General features: G+C 29.8%; 19 protein-coding genes and 1 tRNA gene. 16 read left to right on the forward strand and 4 right to left on the reverse strand.

What is annotated here, in order from left to right; translation table 11 throughout:
- Nucleotides 1–73: 73 nt before the first annotated feature.
- Nucleotides 74–148 (forward strand) — tRNA-Cys (locus L3B96_RS18585).
- Between the two features lie 681 nt (nt 149–829).
- Entirely contained in the window at nt 830–2,227 is a 1,398-nt protein-coding gene (locus L3B96_RS18590) for a sugar porter family MFS transporter (RefSeq protein ID WP_238948277.1), read from the forward strand.
- A 39-nt stretch (nt 2,228–2,266) separates the two neighbouring features.
- Here the strand turns inward: L3B96_RS18590 and L3B96_RS18595 are convergent, their stop codons facing one another.
- Nucleotides 2,267–3,214: a magnesium transporter CorA family protein gene (locus L3B96_RS18595; protein ID WP_238901270.1), complete on the reverse strand. Its 948-nt coding sequence runs from the start codon at nt 3,212–3,214 to the stop codon at nt 2,267–2,269.
- 280 nt (nt 3,215–3,494) lie between these two features.
- On the reverse strand, nt 3,495–4,655 hold the full coding sequence (locus L3B96_RS18600; RefSeq protein ID WP_238948278.1) for a M20 family peptidase: 1,161 nt from the start codon (nt 4,653–4,655) through the stop codon (nt 3,495–3,497).
- A 406-nt stretch (nt 4,656–5,061) separates the two neighbouring features.
- Here L3B96_RS18600 and L3B96_RS18605 point away from each other — a divergent pair, with 406 nt between their 5' ends.
- The 7 genes from L3B96_RS18605 to L3B96_RS18635 all read left to right on the forward strand — a co-directional run bounded on the left by L3B96_RS18605 (nt 5,062) and on the right by L3B96_RS18635 (nt 8,710).
- The gene (locus L3B96_RS18605) at nt 5,062–5,244 is read left to right on the forward strand and encodes a sigma factor G inhibitor Gin (RefSeq protein ID WP_238901272.1); all 183 of its coding nucleotides are present in this window, start codon (nt 5,062–5,064) and stop codon (nt 5,242–5,244) included.
- A 49-nt stretch (nt 5,245–5,293) separates the two neighbouring features.
- Nucleotides 5,294–5,935, forward strand: a complete 642-nt coding sequence (tmk, locus tag L3B96_RS18610) for a dTMP kinase (RefSeq protein ID WP_238901273.1) — start codon at nt 5,294–5,296, stop codon at nt 5,933–5,935.
- Between the two features lie 73 nt (nt 5,936–6,008).
- A complete protein-coding gene (locus L3B96_RS18615; protein WP_011967478.1) occupies nt 6,009–6,341 on the forward strand; it encodes a cyclic-di-AMP receptor in 333 nt (110 codons plus the stop codon).
- 19 nt (nt 6,342–6,360) lie between these two features.
- Nucleotides 6,361–7,293 (forward strand): DNA polymerase III subunit delta', encoded by a 933-nt coding sequence (locus tag L3B96_RS18620; protein WP_238948279.1) that lies wholly within the window; start codon nt 6,361–6,363, stop codon nt 7,291–7,293.
- Between the two features lie 3 nt (nt 7,294–7,296).
- The gene (locus tag L3B96_RS18625) at nt 7,297–8,202 is read left to right on the forward strand and encodes a stage 0 sporulation family protein (protein WP_023976584.1); all 906 of its coding nucleotides are present in this window, start codon (nt 7,297–7,299) and stop codon (nt 8,200–8,202) included.
- Between the two features lie 11 nt (nt 8,203–8,213).
- Entirely contained in the window at nt 8,214–8,417 is a 204-nt protein-coding gene (locus tag L3B96_RS18630) for a ferredoxin (protein ID WP_343073102.1), read from the forward strand.
- 122 nt (nt 8,418–8,539) lie between these two features.
- Complete coding sequence (locus L3B96_RS18635) at nt 8,540–8,710, forward strand: 4Fe-4S binding protein (protein ID WP_008426524.1); 171 nt, start codon at nt 8,540–8,542, stop codon at nt 8,708–8,710.
- Between the two features lie 65 nt (nt 8,711–8,775).
- Here L3B96_RS18635 and L3B96_RS18640 read toward each other — a convergent pair whose 3' ends face one another.
- Complete coding sequence (locus L3B96_RS18640; RefSeq protein ID WP_238948280.1) at nt 8,776–9,426, reverse strand: MBL fold metallo-hydrolase; 651 nt, start codon at nt 9,424–9,426, stop codon at nt 8,776–8,778.
- 169 nt (nt 9,427–9,595) lie between these two features.
- On the opposite strand from L3B96_RS18640, the gene L3B96_RS18645 reads away from it, so the two are divergent.
- The 5 genes from L3B96_RS18645 to trxB all read left to right on the forward strand — a co-directional run bounded on the left by L3B96_RS18645 (nt 9,596) and on the right by trxB (nt 15,216).
- Nucleotides 9,596–10,051 (forward strand): CtsR family transcriptional regulator, encoded by a 456-nt coding sequence (locus L3B96_RS18645; protein ID WP_011967483.1) that lies wholly within the window; start codon nt 9,596–9,598, stop codon nt 10,049–10,051.
- Nucleotides 10,052–10,065: 14 nt separating this feature from the next.
- Nucleotides 10,066–10,644 carry a UvrB/UvrC motif-containing protein gene (locus L3B96_RS18650; RefSeq protein WP_011967484.1) on the forward strand — a complete coding sequence of 193 codons (579 nt, stop codon included), beginning with the start codon at nt 10,066–10,068 and terminating at the stop codon, nt 10,642–10,644.
- Nucleotides 10,637–11,650: a protein arginine kinase gene (locus tag L3B96_RS18655; protein WP_087703326.1), complete on the forward strand. Its 1,014-nt coding sequence runs from the start codon at nt 10,637–10,639 to the stop codon at nt 11,648–11,650. Before L3B96_RS18650 ends, L3B96_RS18655 begins: the two co-directional genes overlap by 8 nt.
- A 25-nt stretch (nt 11,651–11,675) precedes the next feature.
- Nucleotides 11,676–14,150 (forward strand): ATP-dependent Clp protease ATP-binding subunit, encoded by a 2,475-nt coding sequence (locus L3B96_RS18660; protein WP_065418335.1) that lies wholly within the window; start codon nt 11,676–11,678, stop codon nt 14,148–14,150.
- A 130-nt stretch (nt 14,151–14,280) separates the two neighbouring features.
- Nucleotides 14,281–15,216, forward strand: a complete 936-nt coding sequence (trxB, locus tag L3B96_RS18665; RefSeq protein ID WP_238948281.1) for a thioredoxin-disulfide reductase — start codon at nt 14,281–14,283, stop codon at nt 15,214–15,216.
- 73 nt (nt 15,217–15,289) lie between these two features.
- On the opposite strand, the gene L3B96_RS18670 is transcribed toward trxB, so the two are convergent.
- Entirely contained in the window at nt 15,290–15,517 is a 228-nt protein-coding gene (locus L3B96_RS18670; RefSeq protein WP_011967488.1) for a glutaredoxin family protein, read from the reverse strand.
- Between the two features lie 485 nt (nt 15,518–16,002).
- On the opposite strand from L3B96_RS18670, the gene radA reads away from it, so the two are divergent.
- Together radA and disA are read left to right on the forward strand one after the other, a co-directional pair.
- Nucleotides 16,003–17,379, forward strand: coding sequence for a DNA repair protein RadA (gene radA, locus L3B96_RS18675; protein ID WP_011967489.1), 1,377 nt, complete (start codon nt 16,003–16,005; stop codon nt 17,377–17,379).
- Between the two features lie 238 nt (nt 17,380–17,617).
- Nucleotides 17,618–18,682 (forward strand): DNA integrity scanning diadenylate cyclase DisA, encoded by a 1,065-nt coding sequence (disA, locus tag L3B96_RS18680; RefSeq protein WP_011967490.1) that lies wholly within the window; start codon nt 17,618–17,620, stop codon nt 18,680–18,682.
- Nucleotides 18,683–18,729 lie beyond the last annotated feature (47 nt).

Below are 18,729 nucleotides of genomic sequence, written 5' to 3' on the forward strand. Positions count from 1 at the left end.
TAGCTCAGTCGGTAGAGCAGAGGACTGAAAATCCTCGTGTCACTGGTTCGATTCCAGTTCGAGCCACCATAATGGCGCTATAGCCAAGTGGTAAGGCAGAGGTCTGCAAAACCTTTATTCCCCAGTTCAAATCTGGGTGGCGCCTCCAATTTATTTAAGATAGCTTATGTATTAACTAAATAGTTGATACATAGGCTATTTTTTATGTATATAATAAGCTTTATGGAAATCTATAATTTAAAATTGAATTAATTACATAGAAATATTATAAGTTAATGAGTCACTAATAGAGTTAATTAATGAATTATATATCACATGACATGTGTTGCAGCGATTGAATATATATATTTAATGGTATTACATTGGTTAAATTGGTTTACTATAATTGCAAAGGTAGGATATTATCATAAATATATATTAAATAAATTTTTAAATTACTTTTTAAATTACTTTTTAAAGTTTATTGAAAAAGGTTTCAAAGAGTGCTATACTAAATTTAAGGAAAATAAATATTGGGTACCTATTTTTCTAAAAGCTAATAGATATGCATGCATTATTAAGATTATTAATAGAAGGTATATTTATCGATATGATAAATATGAATAAAAACTAGTACAACATTATTTAAAGAATGTAAGAGAAAATTGGCCTTGCTAGTTATTTTTACCAAGTTTTATGGAGGTCAAATTATAAATATACTAGGCAATTAATGTATCTTTTGTAAACGATAAAAATAGTCTTCCGAACGAAGAAATTTTAGGAATATTATAAACGCACTAGGAATATACGAATTTAAATCAAATGAAATAAAAAATGGGAGATGATTTTAATGAAAATAAAAATTAGTAACTCTGTAATATATATTTTCGCTGCACTTAGTGGGCTTTTGTTTGGTTATGATACTGGAGTTATTTCAGGAGCTATTTTATTTATTCAAGAACAAATGCACCTTGATTCATGGCAGCAAGGATGGGTTGTAAGTTCTGTATTATTAGGAGCTATTCTTGGGGCTGCAATCATTGGTCCTATGTCTGATAAATATGGCCGTATAAAGCTAATTCTTACATCGGCTGTTATCTTCTTTGTCGGCGCACTTGGATCAGCATTTGCTCCAGAAATTTGGTCATTAATTATATTTAGAATCATTCTTGGTGTCGCAGTTGGTGCATCTTCAGCTCTAATTCCAACTTATTTAGCTGAATTATCACCATCTGAAAAACGTGGAACCATATCAAGTTTGTTTCAGCTAATGGTTATGAGCGGAATTCTATTGGCTTATATTACGAATTATGCATTTTCAGATTTATATACTGGTTGGCGAGTGATGTTAGGGTTCGCAGCTATTCCAGCAGCAGTTCTTTTAATAGGTGCACTTGTGTTACCAGAAAGTCCTAGATTTTTAGTAAAAGATGGACGAGTAGATGAAGCAAGAAGTATACTAGAACATATGAATAAACATGATAAAGGTGCTGTTAATTATGAATTAGCTCAAATAAAAAAACAAGCCGAGATTAAAAGTGGTGGAGTTAAAGAGCTATTTAGCGAATTTGTACGCCCGGCATTAGTCATAGGCTTTGGTTTGGCTGTTTTTCAGCAGATTATGGGTTGTAACACAGTTCTTTATTATGCACCAACTATATTTACTGATGTTGGATTTGGGGTGCAAGCAGCTTTACTCGCTCATATTGGAATTGGAGTTTTTAATATAATAATTACTGCTATAGCTGTAGCCATTATGGATAAAATTGATCGTAAAAAGATGCTTATTTATGGTGCTATTGGAATGGGCGTTTCGCTCTTGATTATGAGTATTTCAATGAAATTCTCTAATGGATCTTTCGTTGCCTCAATCATATGTGTTATTGCATTAACTATTTACATTGCTTTCTTTTCAGCTACTTGGGGACCTGTAATGTGGGTCATGGTAGGAGAAGTATTTCCATTAAATATTCGCGGCTTAGGTAATTCATTCAGTAGTGTAATTAATTGGAGTGCTAATATGATGGTATCATTGACATTTCCAGTATTATTGAATTACTTTGGTACAGGTAGTTTGTTTATAGGTTATGGTGTAATATGTTTTGCAGCAATTTGGTTTGTTCAGTCTAAGGTATTTGAAACACGTAATCGTTCACTTGAAGATATAGAATCTGAACTTAGATCATATAAAGGAGTAGAAAAACTCCAAAAGGATATCTGCACTCAAGATGCTACAACTAAGGCTTAGGTGATAAGAGTAGTTATAAGATATTATAAAAAAGATATGTTAGTTAAACATATCTTTTTTATATAATATAAAGGCAACAAGTCCACAAATGCCAACAGTTACGCCCATAACTATAGAGAATGCATGTGGATTATCTGCAGATAATGGTAATGCTATATTCATACCAAATATTCCACCTATTATAGTCGGTATTGCCATAAGAATTGTAACTGATGCAAGTACTTTCATAACAATATTTAAGTTATTTGATATGACAGAAGCAAAAAAATCCATTGTACTAGCTAATATATTACTATAGATTTCAGTCATTTCTATAGCTTGTTTATTTTCTATAATTACATCTTCCAAAACATCTTTATCTTCTTCATATTTTTGCATAAGCTCTAATTTCAGCATTTTCTCTAAAGTAATTTCATTAGCCTTTAGTGAAGTTGAAAAATAAACAAGTGATTTTTCCAGAGAATGTAATTGTATAAGCTCTCTATTTTTCATAGATTTATGAAGCCTTTTTTCAATCATTAAACTTTTTTTATCTATTTGACGCAAATAAAGTAAATAGTATGTTGATATTCTATTTAGTATTTGTAATGTAAATCTTGATTTTTTAAATGTATAAAAAGATTTAATTTTGTTATTAGCAAAATCCGTTAGGATTTTACTGTTTTTTAAGCATACAGTTATCAATTGTTTATTAGTATGTATTATTGATAATGGGTATGTATCATAAGTAAGAGAGTTATCTTCCATTTCGGTAAACGGTATATCCACTATTATTAATAATGAATCCTCTTCAATATCGATACGTGAGGTTTCTTCATCATCTAAAGCTGCTTTCAAGAATTCCAGGGGCACGCCTGTTTTCTTTGATATTAATATTAGTTCTTCAGCAGATGGAGCAATAAGATTTATCCAAGCACCATTTTCTATCGTATCTATTAATTTTAGGGAAGGATCAAATTCATTTTCGCTTTTATAGATTTGAATCAATTTATACACCTCCTAAGCAGTACAACTAATATTATACTATTATAAGATGGTTTGTAAACACAACATGGCGTTTCTTTTAGCATCCTATTATTTTTATTATTCTGTAAGTTTAAGGTGGAAATATACCAAAGGGTTTTACGTTTGCTTTTTTTATGATGCTAGAATCTATGAAGTGAAATATGGTACCTTAAAATATAAATCAATATAATATACGGACTTTATTACTATTAAAGGTATATATTATATTATTTTTAAGATACCATATCTTATAATTTTTTTATTAGCAATTTCTATTATTAAAGAATTCAGATTTAACTTCAGAGAGTAAAGTTTCATTTTGTATCAAGTCAATAGCAGTTAATGCAAGAGCTGTAGCTGCTATATTGCATTGTTTTAAAGCAAATTCAGATGTAGTTGCTTTTGCGAAATCTAGGCTTCCATATTTAATATTTTCATCATCTATTATAGATATATACGGATGTATACAAGGAACCTTATGACTTACATCTCCAATGCTTAATCCGGCATATATATCTTTTGGTGGATTAATATTTATTATTCCACTTTCTTTAAGGTTATGACTAAATAGTCTATTTAGGGTCCTATTGGTTATTAGTTCCTTATTAGGAGACTCATATAAGAAAAATTTATTAGGAATATCTATTAATGTTGTTACATTATTTGCAATTTTTCTTATTTTATCATAAGCCTCATTAGCAGTTTTGGTGTTAGATGCACGAATGCAAAATTTAATTTCAGAATCTGCTGGTAATAGCAATGTTGTATACCCACCATTAGATATAACCGAATTTATTTCTAAATTATCGGGAAATCCTTTTTTTATGGAGTTTAAAATATTAAGAGTTAGTAAAACGGCATCTAACGATGTATAAGAATTCTGATTTAAAAAACTCAACTTGCTTTCGCTTTCAAACTTAAGCCCTAATGGGATAATTGCTGATGAAGAGCCACTTTCACATGTACATGTGTCAGGGTGTGCTACCATTACAACATCTATGTCATCAAATAGTCCTTGTTTTACCATTGTCCCTTTAGTCCCGCCAAAGTATTCACCGGGGCAACCTACCAGTATTACAGAACCTCCGATGTCATCTATAACACTTCCTAAAGCTAACGTCGCAGATACTGACATTGCAGTAACCATATTATGCCCGGTAATATGACCTTCATTTTCGATAGCATCATACTCACATAGATAGCATATTTTAGGATGACCTTGGCCTTTCTTTGCTATAAAGGAATTGTTAATGTTAAAAAAATTTCTATCAACTTCAAATTTGTATTTATTTAATAAATTGCATATGCAATTAGACGCGTTAACTTCACTATAACTTTTTTCAGGATTCTCATATAAATAGGTACAGAGATTTTTAATATCGTCAGCACAAGTAGATAAAAATGAAATAATTTTGTTTTTCATAAGCGCAATTTCTTACTTAAAACTTGCAAAATAAATTACTAGATCTTGTATATAGTACAGGTTTTGCTTCGTTTTACAGTAAGTTCTCCTTTCATATTAATGTTTTTATTGTTAACATGGTAGTAGCTGTATTAAATATAAGCTTAATATAGCTATCACTTTAAATATTATGAGCAAATTATTATTTGAAAATTTAATAATATAAGATATTTTTGCAAGCTATATTTACATTATGTAATTTGTATTAAATTCAGCATTAATTGTGTAATTATATATTGCCCTTTATTAGTATTACCAAAAATTTAAAAAATATCTATATAGAAGTTATTAACATCCAGAGAGTGTATAAAGTCTACATAATTGGTAATAATTTTATAAGAATCATAAAATTAAGGGGGAATTACTAATGGAGGATACAAATAAATCATGTTTTTTATGTGGAGCAAGTGATTGCGATGGTATAATATTAAATGGAGAAAAAATTTGTAAAGCATGTGAAGAGAAAATTGTTAATACAAATGCAGAGGGTCCAGATTATGATTATTATAAAGATAATGTTAGGATAATCTTATTTAGCGAACATGCTTAGAAATTAAATTCTTACATTTAAACGCTAATATATAGAGGGGTACGTTAAGATGAAAAAAGGTTTATTTATAGTTTTTGAAGGTGGCGAGGGAACCGGAAAAACAACGGCAATTGACGCAATATATGATTGGATTACAGAAAATAATTTTGAATGTATAAAGACGAGGGAGCCAGGCGGAATTAAAATATCAGAGCAAATAAGACAAGTTATTTTAAGCACAGATAACAAGGAGATGGATGCTAAAACAGAAGCACTATTATATGCAGCGGCGAGAAGACAACACCTTGTAGAAAAAGTGATACCAGCATTGAATCAAGGTGTAATAGTTCTTTGTGATAGGTTCATAGATTCTTCTTTGGCGTATCAGGGTTATGCGAGAAATTTAGGAATAGAAGAAGTTTTAAGTATAAATAAATTTGCTATTGGTGAGTACATGCCAGATATGTCAGTGCTATTTGATCTTGATCCTAAAATAGGATTGGCTAGAATAGCTAATAATGATTGCAGAGAAGTAAATAGATTAGATATAGAAAAGTTAGAGTTTCATGAAAGAGTTAGAGAAGGATATGATATTGTTTATAAAAATAATAATCATAGAATTGTTAAGATAGATGCAAATAATACTAAAGAAAATGTGATTAATCAAATAAAAAATATACTAAGACCTAAAATATGGACAAATATAAACTAAGTAATAAAAAGCCACCTATTTGTGGTAAAATAGTATGTAGTAAATTATTATTAGTTTAAGGGTGGGAATTAAAATGAAATTGATAATTGCAATTGTTCAGGATGAAGATTCAGCAGATGTCATAGAGGCTTTAACAGAAGAGGATTATAGAGTTACAAAACTAGCAACTACAGGAGGATTTCTTAAATCTGGTAATACTACATTATTGGTAGGAATTGAAGAGGAAAAAGTTGAACTTGTTATTGATGTTATTAGGAATGTATGTAGAAAGCGAAATGAGACAGTAGTCACACCAACTACCCTTGGGGGAAGTGAAAGTGGATATATGCAACAATACCCAGTGCAAATTAGCGTGGGAGGTGCTACTGTATTCGTAATTGATGTGGATAAGTTCGTAAAAATATGATATCAAGGAGAGATAAGCATTGAGAAAGATAATCGGACATAAAAATATTATCGATAATATAAATAATAGAAGACAAAAGGATTCATTTTCTCATGCAAATCTAATAATTGGTAATGATGGAATAGGAAAAAGTATAGTAGCTAAGTATCTTTCAAACCAGATTATTAAAGAGAGAAATGGTGTAGAGAGTGTTGATATTGTAAGATATTCTCCTAATTCCAATTCATTTGGTGTTGATGATGTGAGAAACATTATAAGTGAAGTCAATAAAAAGCCTTATGAAGGTGATAAAAAGGTATTAATATTATATAAATGTGACAAGCTAACAGTTCAAGCTCAAAATGCATTATTAAAAACTATTGAAGAACCACCAAGAGGTGTACATTTAATATTACTAAGTGATTCTTTAGAAGTAATTTTAGATACCATAAAATCGCGTTGCCAAATATATAGGTTAACACCATTAAATAAAGAAGAAATTTTGAGTTACCTTGAGAAAAAATATAATAATTTAAGTGAAGATGATAAAAAAGCTGCATTAGCTTATAGTGCTGGAATACCTGGAAATGTAGATAGATTTTTTAGCGATGATAAGTTGAGAAATTTGAGAGATATATGTATAGAATTATTTGAAGATATCGTAAGTAGACAAAAAGGTATTATATTAAAGTATGAAGAATTATTAAAAAGTGCAAAAGAAGATAAATTAGAGTTACTAAATATACTTCTATCATATATAAGAGATATCTTACTTCTTAAAGAACTTAATGATAGTGAACTCGTTGTTAATTTTGATAAAATATATAAGATAAAAAATATATCAAGAGGAATATCTTATAAGAAATTAAATAGTATGTTAGAATACATAAAAGAAGCTAGAATAAATTTTAATAGTAATACGAACTATTCAATGGTCATAAGTGTTTTGCTTATGGGCTTTGCGGAGGTATAATTAATGATAAAAGTTATAGGCGTAAGATTCAAGAAGGCAGGAAAAATTTACTACTTTAGTCCATTAGAATTGGATATAAAAAAGGGCAATTATGTAATAGTAGAGACAGCTAGAGGTATAGAATTTGGTGAATGCGTTATAGGAATTAAGGAGATAAAAGAGGAAGATATAGTATCACCTTTAAAGAATGTTATTAGAATTGCTGATGAGGATGATATTAGAAAACATAAAGAAAATAAGGATAAAGAAAAAGAAGCATTAGATATATGTTTAGCTAAAATTCAAGAACATAAATTAAATATGAAATTAATAGATGTAGAGTATACATTTGATAATCATAAGGTTATATTCTACTTTACAGCAGATGGCAGAGTAGATTTTAGAGAATTAGTTAAGGATCTAGCTACTATATTTAAAACCAGAATAGAATTAAGACAAATAGGAGTAAGAGATGAGGCTAAAATGGTTGGAGGACTTGGACCATGTGGTAGGCCTATGTGCTGCTCTACATTCTTAGGAGACTTTGCATCTGTGTCAATAAAAATGGCAAAGGAACAGAATCTTTCTTTGAATCCAACCAAGATATCTGGAATATGTGGAAGATTGATGTGCTGTTTGAACTATGAGCAAACTACATATGAAGGTATAAGAAAGAGATTGCCTAAGATTGGTTCTATTGTTAAGACAGAGGCTGGAAATGGAGAAGTTGTTGGTAATTCAATAGTTAAAGAGATGGTAAAGGTTAAGGTTAGAAGAGGAGACGAGGAAGTTGTTGAGGAATTCAAAATAACTGATGTAGAGCTCGTTTCAGGAAAATATGAAGACACAATTGATGAAAATAATATAAAATTGATTGTTGAGTCAGAGGAAGATAAAACATTAATAAAAAATCTTATTAATGAAAAATAGGAGGAATTTCTATGAAATCTGTTATTAAGATTTGTAATATGGAGTCTAATGACGATGCCAAGATAATTCAAGATACAGTTGTTAAGAATTCGGGAGTAATAGCTACTGAAATTTCGCTTGCAAGAAGGGAGATAACAGTGATATATAATGATATCTTTTTAAAACTCGAAAGGATTATAAATTCCATAGAGGATTTAGGATATGTTGTTTTGTAATCGTAAATAATATAACAATATTAAAAAATAAGAAGTCTAGAATACAAAACACTTTTAAAACATACGAATACGTGTTAAAATGTAAGAGGTTAATTACCACAATTTATTAGGAGGTGTTCTAGATGGCATTTGTTATTAATGATTCATGTGTTAGCTGTGGAGCATGCGCTGGAGAATGTCCAGTTAGTGCTATAACTCAAGGAGATACTCAATTCGTTATTGATGCAGATACTTGTATCGATTGCGGAAACTGTGCTAATGTTTGCCCAGTGGGAGCTCCAAACCAAGAGTAATAAAAGAGAGATCGTCTTTAGGCGGTCTTTTTTTTATTTAAAAATAGTTGAAATAGTTATTTTCACTATTTATATGGAGGTGTTAACAAGATACATTCAGACTTAAGGTTAGAATTTATATCCAAGTCAGAAGTATCTAATATATTAGAATTTATTTTTTTTACGCTCTTCATAGATATTATAAAATTCTTAGGGTCGTCTAAGTATAAAGATGTTGTATTAGTTTTATAATGCATAGGAACTATGTATTTTGGGGAAATAAGGTTACAAAGTTTCGCAGACTCAAAACCGTCGAGAGTGAAATGTCCACCAATAGGGATAAGTAAAATATCAATATTTTTAAGCTTTTCTAAAATCAATGAACAAGGTATATGGCCTAAATGTCCTAAATGGCATATGGAAAGTTTATCATCCTTAAATATATAAATAATATTTGAGCCTCTTTTTAGTCCATTGCACTTATCATGAAAGGAGTCAAACCCTTCTATGCTAAGGAAGCTTAAGTTAAAGTTTCCGCTCTCATTAATAATCTTGGTTGTATTATTTATATCATTAATATATGAACTATCAAAATGGTTATGACTAATGGTAATTAAATCGGATTTAGGGAAATTATTATCATAACCTAAATTGTTGCTAAATGGATCAATTAGAATTCTTTTACCAATGGATGTTTTCATAAGGAAACAAGAATGTCCATACCAAATAATTTGCATATAAAACCTCCATAAATTGAAATATATTAAATATTATTAACATACAGTATTATAAATAATCATAAATTTATATTGATACTTCAAAAAGTAAAAGAAGTATAGTATAATATTATAAAGTCAAAGTAAGTCAAAAACAAATAATTAAATAAAGGTTTAAGCAGGTGATGTTATGGCAAGACTTTCAGATATAATAGAAGAGTTTATAAAACAAATGTTTAATGAGAATAGAGATAATGTGATTTTTATACAAAGAAATGAGTTAGCAGATCAGTTTAGATGCGCGCCGTCCCAAATAAACTATGTATTAACAACTCGATTTACCTATGAAAGAGGATATTTAATTGAGAGCAAGAGAGGCGGCGGAGGTCATATAGCGATCAAGCAGTTGGATGATGATAATTCCAATAGAAGGGAAGAATTAATTAACCAAAGCATAGGAGAAACAATAACATATCATAATGCAAACGCATTGCTTAATCACTTATTAGAATCTGGAGTTATTGAAGAAAGAGAATGTGAAATAATGAAAATAGCAATAAATGATAGAAGTTTAACTTCAGCAGATAATAAAAATAAAGTAAGAGCTGATATTTTAAAAGCTATGATTATGATAATTTTATCTTAAAGGTGGGGATATATATGTTATGTGAAAAATGTAAAAAAAATGAAGCAAAGATAAATTTAATTACAGTGATGAATGGTCAGAAACAAGAAATTTGGTTGTGTGAAAATTGTGCAAAAGATATAGCTAATATTCCGTTCTTTAATCCAATAATGCAAAATATAAATGTTCCATTTCAAGGCATACTTACAGAAATATTATCTAATGTAGATAATGGTAAATCAAATATAGATAATAATAAAGTAAAGGAAATTATTTGTCCAAATTGTGGGTTAACCTATCAGGAATTTAAGAAATCAGGAAGATTGGGATGTACTGATTGTTATAAAGAATTTAATATTGTACTTGAGCCAAGGATAAAGAGCTTACAAGTTGGAAGTAAACATATTGGTAAGATTCCTAAGGTAAAGGGAAAGGAATTGGTTCAAAGAAAAAATCTTAAGGATTTAAAAGAAGAGATGCAAAAATTGATAGTAGCAGAGGAATATGAGAGAGCAGCAATAGTAAGAGATGAAATTAAAAAACTAGAATTATATATATTAGAAAGTAACACTAAGGAAATTATAAATAGAAAGGAGGGCAATTGTGATGAATAGCTGGGAAGATGATAAGGAAAGATTTGGGGCAGTATTAAGTAGCAAAGTGTTGTTAGCTAGAAACTTTAGTAATTTACCTTTTCCTAATAAGCTAAACTATATTAAGGGTAGAGAAAATGGCAAAGAAGTATATAACGTTCTTAAAAACGAATTGGATAATGAAGAAATTACGTTATATGAGATTTGGAATACAAAAGAGGAATTTAGTAAACAATATTTAGAAAGGGATCTAATTAGCAAAGAGCTTTTGAAAAATTCTGATAAGGGCTCATTTATATTGAATAAAGAAGAAGATCTTAGCATCATGATAAATGAAAAAGATCATATAAATCTTCAATGTGTAAGTGATGGATTGAAATTAGAAGAAATTTTTGAGAGAGCAACAGTTATTGATGATAAGATAGAAGAAAATTTTGACTATGCTTTTGATGAAACATTAGGTTATTTAACAGCATCACCAGAGAATATCGGAACAGGAATGAAGGCCTCAGTAGTATTACATTTGCCAGCTCTTAGTATGAGTGAAGAAATTAATAATATATCCAAAAGGCTTGGTAAGTTAGGAATTGCTATAAAGGGAGTTCATTTAGATGGTACAAAGGTTTTTGGAAATTTATACAGAATATTTAATAAAGTGTCATTAGGTTTGACAGAGGAGAATATTATAAATAAATTAAAAGAAGCAGTTTGGAGCATAATAATAGAGGAAAATAAATTCCGAGAAATATTACTTAGTAAATGTAGACATGAATTAGAGGATAAGATATATAGAGCATATGGAATACTGAAATATGCAATGATTTTGGATTTTAAAGAGTCTATTGAACTATTATCAAATGTTAGATTAGGGGCGGAATTATCAATTATAAATATTGATAAGGGTAAGTTAGATAAACTATTTATTCTAATTACTAATTCATCCCTTCAAAATTATTTAAAAAAATCACTAGATGATAAGGAAATTAAGTATGAAAGAGCTAAATTAGTGAAAGAAATGTTAACCTAAGGAGAAGATAGGAGGTTTAAAGTATATGGAATATAATAAATTAACAGAAAGGGCACAAGCAGTAATTTTAGAAGCTGAAAATGAATCGGAAAAATTTAAACATGGGTATGTTGGAACTGAGCATATATTACTTGGCATATTAAAAGAAGATGGATATTCTGCTAAGTTATTAAAAAAATATGGGGTTAATAGTGAGAATATTAGAAATATGATACAAAGATACTTGGGTTATGGGGATATCAAGAAAACAGACGATAATATTTTACTGACCCCTCGGACCAAAAGGTTAATAGATGAAAGTTTCGCAGCAGCAAAAAGATTAAATCATAAATATGTTAGCCCTGAACACATTTTATTGGCCTTACTTAATCAAGAAGAAGGAATGGCATACACTATCTTAAAAAGCTTGAATCTTAACTTCACCATTATAAGTGAAGAATTACTTGTATTCTTATCTGGTACTTATGAAGATAAAGCTAGCGATAAAAATATAATTGATAATAAGAAAGCTAATACTCCAATGCTTGATAAGTATGGAAGGGATTTAACAGTACTATCTAAGGAACAAGGACTAGATCCTGTAATTGGAAGGGATAATGAAACTCAAAGGTTATTAGAAATTCTTTGTAGGAGAATTAAAAATAACCCGTGTCTGATTGGGGAACCAGGTGTTGGTAAAACTGCTGTAGTTGAAGGACTAGCACAGAGAATAGTGGAGGGAAATATTCCAGAGATACTTAGAAATAAAAGAGTTGTTTCTTTAGATTTAACATCTATGATTGCAGGAGCTAAGTATAGAGGTGAATTTGAGGAAAGACTTAAGAAAACTATGGATGAAATAATTAAAGATAAAGATATAATTATTTTTATAGATGAGATTCATACTATTATAGGAGCAGGAGGAGCAGAAGGTGCTATCGATGCATCTAATATATTAAAGCCTGCTTTAGCAAGAGGAGAGATTCAATGTATAGGAGCCACAACTATAGATGAATATAGAAAGTATATTGAAAAGGATTCTGCATTAGAAAGAAGATTTCAACCTGTAACAGTGGGAGAGCCTTCAAAGGAAGAAACGCTAAAGATTCTTAAAGGATTAAGAGATAAATATGAAGCTCATCACAGAGTTGAAATAACAGATGAAGCTTTAGAAGCGGCCGTTAATTTGGCAGATAGGTATATAACAGATAGATTTATGCCGGATAAAGCCATTGATTTGATTGATGAAGGAGCTGCTAAAGTGAGAATCCAAAGTTTAACAGCCCCTCCAGATTTAAAAGATTTAGAAGAAAAAATTGAAAATATAGGTAAAGAAAAGGAAGAAGCTATACGAGTTCAAGACTTTGAGAGAGCTGCGAATTTAAGGGATAAAGAGAGAATTTTAAAAGAGCAGTTAGGTAATATGAAAGATAGTTGGGATACTCAGAATTCTATAAAGACACTAGTTGTAGATGCAGAAAAGATAGCGAGTGTAGTATCATCTTGGACTAAGATTCCAATTCAAAAGTTAACTGAATCGGAAAGTGAAAGGTTATTAAAATTAGAGGAAATACTACACAAGAGAGTTGTTGGACAAAATGAGGCGGTTAAATCTATAGCAAGGGCTGTGAGAAGGGCAAGAGTTGGAATAAAGGATCCTAATAGACCAATAGGAAGCTTTATATTTTTGGGACCAACTGGAGTTGGAAAGACTGAGCTTTCTAAAGCACTTGCAGAAGCTATGTTTGGTGATGAAAATAATATTATAAGAATTGATATGTCAGAATACATGGAAGGTCATTCGGTATCTAGATTAATAGGATCGCCTCCAGGATATGTAGGACATGAAGAAGGTGGTCAACTTACAGAAGCTGTTAGAAGAAAACCTTATTCAATAGTTCTTTTAGATGAGATAGAAAAGGCAAATCCAGAGGTATTCAATATATTGCTTCAAATTATGGAAGATGGAAGGCTTACTGATGGCAAAGGAAAAATAGTTAATTTTAAGAATACAATAATTATAATGACTTCAAATGTTGGGGCTCATCAAATTAAAAAACAAAAAAGCATAGGATTTAGTAGTGTTAGTTCTAAAAACGAAAATGAAACTGAATATGAAAAGATGAAGGAAAATATATTAGGGGAATTAAAGCAAAAATTTAGGCCAGAATTTTTAAATAGAATAGATGATACAATAGTATTCCATAAGTTGAGTGATGAAGATTTAAATCAAATTATAGATTTAATGCTTGCATCAATAAGAAAAAGGCTTGAAGACAGAGATATATACTTAAACTTTGAAGATAATAGTAAAAGGTTCCTGCTAAACAAAGGAATTGACCTTGATTATGGTGCAAGGCCACTTAGAAGATTAATAATAAAAGAGGTAGAAGATAAATTAAGTGAGGAAATATTACAAGGAAATATAAGAATTGGAGATAGGGTAAAGGTAAGTGAGTTAGAAAACAAACTTATTTTCAAAAGATTGGCTGAAAGCAATTTGGAGCTCAATAAGAATTAATTTATGTTAATGGGCTATTTCAACGCTATAAATTATTTATACATTGAAATAGTCTGTTTAGTTTAAAGATTAATATAATATTTGGGTATTGAGTAGTTTAAAATGTATTAAATATTAGGAGAAAATAGATATGAGTAAAGAAAAGAAAGAATTGGATTTAATTATAATTGGTGGTGGACCAGCAGGTCTTACAGCAGCAATGTATGCAGGAAGGGCAAAGTTGGATACATTGTTGTTAGAAAATGAACTTGTGGGAGGTCAAGTTAGAAATAGTTATACTATAGAGAATTACCCGGGATTTAAAAGTATAGGTGGAGGAGATTTAGCTGACATATTTCAAGAACAAGCTAGAGATCTTGGAGCAAATATTGATGAATTTGATTCAATTGAAAAGATATATATATCAGATGATGAAAAGATTATAGAAACTGAATCATATGTATACCAACCTAAAGCTGTAATAATTGCTACAGGAGCTGCGCCAAGAAAACTGCCTATTCCTCAAGAAGAACAATTTTCAGGAAGAGGAATTCATTACTGTGCTATTTGTGATGGAGCACTTTATCAAGGCAAAAAAGTTGCTGTTGTAGGCGGCGGAAATTCTGCACTAGAGGAGTCTGTATTTTTAACGAGGTTCGCTGAAAAAGTGTACTTAATAAGAAGGTATGATTATTTTAAAGGAGAACAGTCATTAATTGATGAAGTTTTCAATAATCCTAAAATAGAGGTTCTATTAAATAAGGATTTGATTCAAGCCAATGGTAAGGGATTTTTGGAATCGGTTATTATAAAAGACACTAAGACTCAAGAAAGTAGTAGCTTAGATGTTAATGCAGTTTTTGGATATATAGGAACAGAGCCTAGAACAAAAGAAGTAAAGGATTATATAAAATTGAATGAACAAGGATATATAATTACCGATGAAGATTTACAAACAAATATTCAAGGAGTATATGCAGCAGGGGACGTAAGACAAAAGAAGTATAGGCAAATAACAACTGCTGTATCAGATGGTACGATTGCGCTTTTAAATGCAGAAAAATATATATTACGAAAAAGAAAATAGCATTAAAGATGAGAATATAAATCAGATATATTTATATAAGCCAAAATAAAAGAGGCGGATATACGCCTCTTAATTATTTACCTAAAGCCTTTAGAATAGCAGGCTTATCAAAGCCTATAATAATATTATCATTAATATCTAATACTGGGACACCCATCTGATTAGACTTTTTTATCATTTCTTCTCTAGCTTCCATATCATCTTGAACATTTAATTCTTGAAATTCAATGTTCTCTGATTTAAGAAAAGTTTTTGCTTTAACGCACCAAGGACAAGTATTGGTAGTATATACTTTTACCATAAATGAATACGCCTCCTTAATAATAGTTATTATATTGTAATTAATATTATAATATAGATTTTATAATCATTCAATATAGCTAGAAAATAATGATGTTTATTATCAATTAAATTATAACTTGGTTATATATTGTTGTCTCATTATTAGAATAATCATTATAGAGTAATTTAGTTAATACATAACTGGTGAATTATATATTATATTTATTTTCTAGTGTTGATATTAATATTATAATTTCTATATTATTATATATTTGTTCTTTACTAATCTATTTTATAATAGCTTTTGCAATAATTTATTAAATATTCTAAGAACAAAAAATAAAATAGTTATAAAGTACTATATATAATAATTGATTGAAGGCTAAGCACTAGCTATATTTAATTCAAAATATATGAGTAAGAAAGTAATATGCTATAATGTAATTAATATTATTATTAAAAAAGTAAGATGTAATAAAGATCTAGAAACGAAGGGAGAGGTTTATGAAGAAAAAAACATTATATAGATGTAATAGTTGCGGTTTTGAAAGTATAAAGTGGCTTGGTAAATGCCCAACATGCAATAATTGGAATACATTAGAGGAAATTACTATTGAAGCAAAAAATTTAGAGACTAGATCCAGACAAGTAGCAAAAAAACCGTTAAAAAAACTTTTGGATATAGTTTCCAACAAAAGCGATAGAATAGTAACAGGGATAAATGAATTTGATAGGGTTATGGGTGGAGGAATCGTAAAGGATTCAATTTCAATTATAACAGCAAGACCGGGAGCGGGAAAATCAACACTTCTTCTTGAAATTTCCGATGCTGTCGCCCAAAAAGGATATAAAGTAATTTATGCGTCAGGGGAAGAAAGTGATAGTCAGATAAAAAACAGAGCAGACAGAATTCTTAATAAAATCCACGAAGATATATGGGTACTACAAGAAACAAGTCTTGATAATGTTTTAGATGCAGTTGAAGAAATAGATCCGGATATTATAATAATAGATAGTATACAAACATTTACTATGGAATCATCTTTGCCAGCGAGAGCAGGGTCACCTACACAAACTATGGAATGTGCTAATGCATTGCTCCAAATGGCTAAAAACGATAGAAGGCCAAGAGCGGTTATAATAGTTGGTCAGATGACTAAAAGTGATGAACTTGCAGGGCTAAGAGCCTTAGAACATTTAGTTGATACGGTGCTTATAATAGAAGATGATAGTGATGAAGAGTTAAGAGTACTTGTAAGTTCTAAAAATAGATTTGGTGGTATTGAAAATGGCTTCTTTCAAATGGGGGAGAGAGGGATTATTTCAATAGATAACCCCTCAGAATTTTTCATGACAAAGCGTGAAGAAGGAGAAATTGTATCAGGAAGTGCATTAACAGTAATTAAAGAAGGAACAAGAGCAATAATAACTGAAATAGAAAGTTTAGTGTCGAAGAGTTTTACTCCGTATCCTACAAGAATAGGGGAAACATTAGGAAAGGATAAATTAAACACTTTGATATCTATACTTGAACAACGTGGAGGAATTAATTTATACGATAAGAATGTAATTATTAAAACTACAGGTGGTATAAAAATAAGAGAACAGGGCATTAATTTAGCTGTAATAATGAGTATAGTATCCTCAGTAAAGCAGCAGGGGATAGAATCAAATATAGCGTTTATAGCAGATGTAGGACTGACTGGGGAACTTAAAAAAGTACCATCATTAGAAAGTAGGATTAGGGAACTTGAGAGAATGGGATTTAAAAAGGTTTATGTTCCAAAGGATTCTATAGGAAAAAGCAGTAACTTAAAGAAAATAGATATAATTGAATTAAAGACCTTGATGGATGTAATAAATAATATTTATAGAAGCTAGAACATTATAGAAATTCCATATTAAATATGAAGAGGATAGAGCTATTTCTTACAAATAAATATATTATAACTTAAATTTAACAAATGTTGTTGAGGGATTATATTTATTATAGTATTATAGTTTCTAGAGCCTAGGTTAAATTTACTCGGAAAATAATATCAGTCAAAATGTTTAATATTTGATTTTAAATAAATCTAGAAAAGTATTAAAATGATTTTTAAAGAAAATGGGTGAGTGTATGAGAATAGAAAAGGGAATAGGAATAAAGAATGTCTTAAAGATAATGTGCCCAGGCACTCAACTAAGGGAAGGTCTTGAAAATATATTAAGAGCTAAAACAGGTGGATTATTAGTGATTGGTGACGATGAAGAAGTTATGAAACTCGTTGATGGCGGTTTTTATATTAATTCAGAGTATACACCATCATATGCATACGAATTAGCTAAAATGGATGGAGCTATAGTCATAACTGGAGACTTAAAGAAAATCGTTTGTGCTAATGCGCAATTAATACCTGATTCATCTATTCCAACATATGAAACAGGAACTAGGCATAGAACAGCGCATAGAGTAGCTAAGCAAACGAATAACATAGTAATTGCAATTTCTCAAAGAAGAAATATAATAACTATGTACAAGGGTGATATAAAGTATGTATTAAGAGAAAGTAGTGTAATTCTTGGAAAGGCAAATCAAGCGCTTCAAACACTAGAAAAATATGTTGCAGTACTTGAACGTGTTATTAATAACTTGAATTTATTGGAGTTTCAAGACTTAACAACACTATTCGATGTAGTTACAGCAATTCAAAGAACTGAAATGGTAATGAGAATAGTGGAAGAAATTAATATGTATATACTAGAGTTGGGGAATGAAGGACGATTAATATCAATGCAATTGAATGAATTAGTTAAGCATATAGAAAGAGATGGAATATTGCTAATTAGGGATTACTGTAAAGATGGACTTCAATATAACGAGGTATATGAGCACATTCAAAAATTAAATTCTTCAGAATTATTAGAATTAGACGCAGTTGCAAGAACATTAGGTCGTGGAGGAATTCCACTTATGGATACATTAATATCTCCAAAGGGATATAGAATGTTGAGTAAGGTGCCAAGAATACCATCTAATGTTATTGATAATCTTATAAAAGAATTTGAAGAATTAAGTAATATAATTGATGCGGATATAAATGACTTAGATAATGTTGAAGGAATAGGAGAAGCTAGAGCTACTGCCATTAAAGATGGATTGAAACGTATAAAAGAGCAAGTTTCATTAAAAAAGGAAATATGATAATTAAATTTGTGTTAAATTAAATAGGATTTAGTTTTTACAAAGAA

Source organism: Clostridium sp. YIM B02569 (assembly GCF_022320765.1).
Taxonomy (GTDB): Bacteria; Bacillota; Clostridia; order Clostridiales; family Clostridiaceae; genus Clostridium; species Clostridium beijerinckii.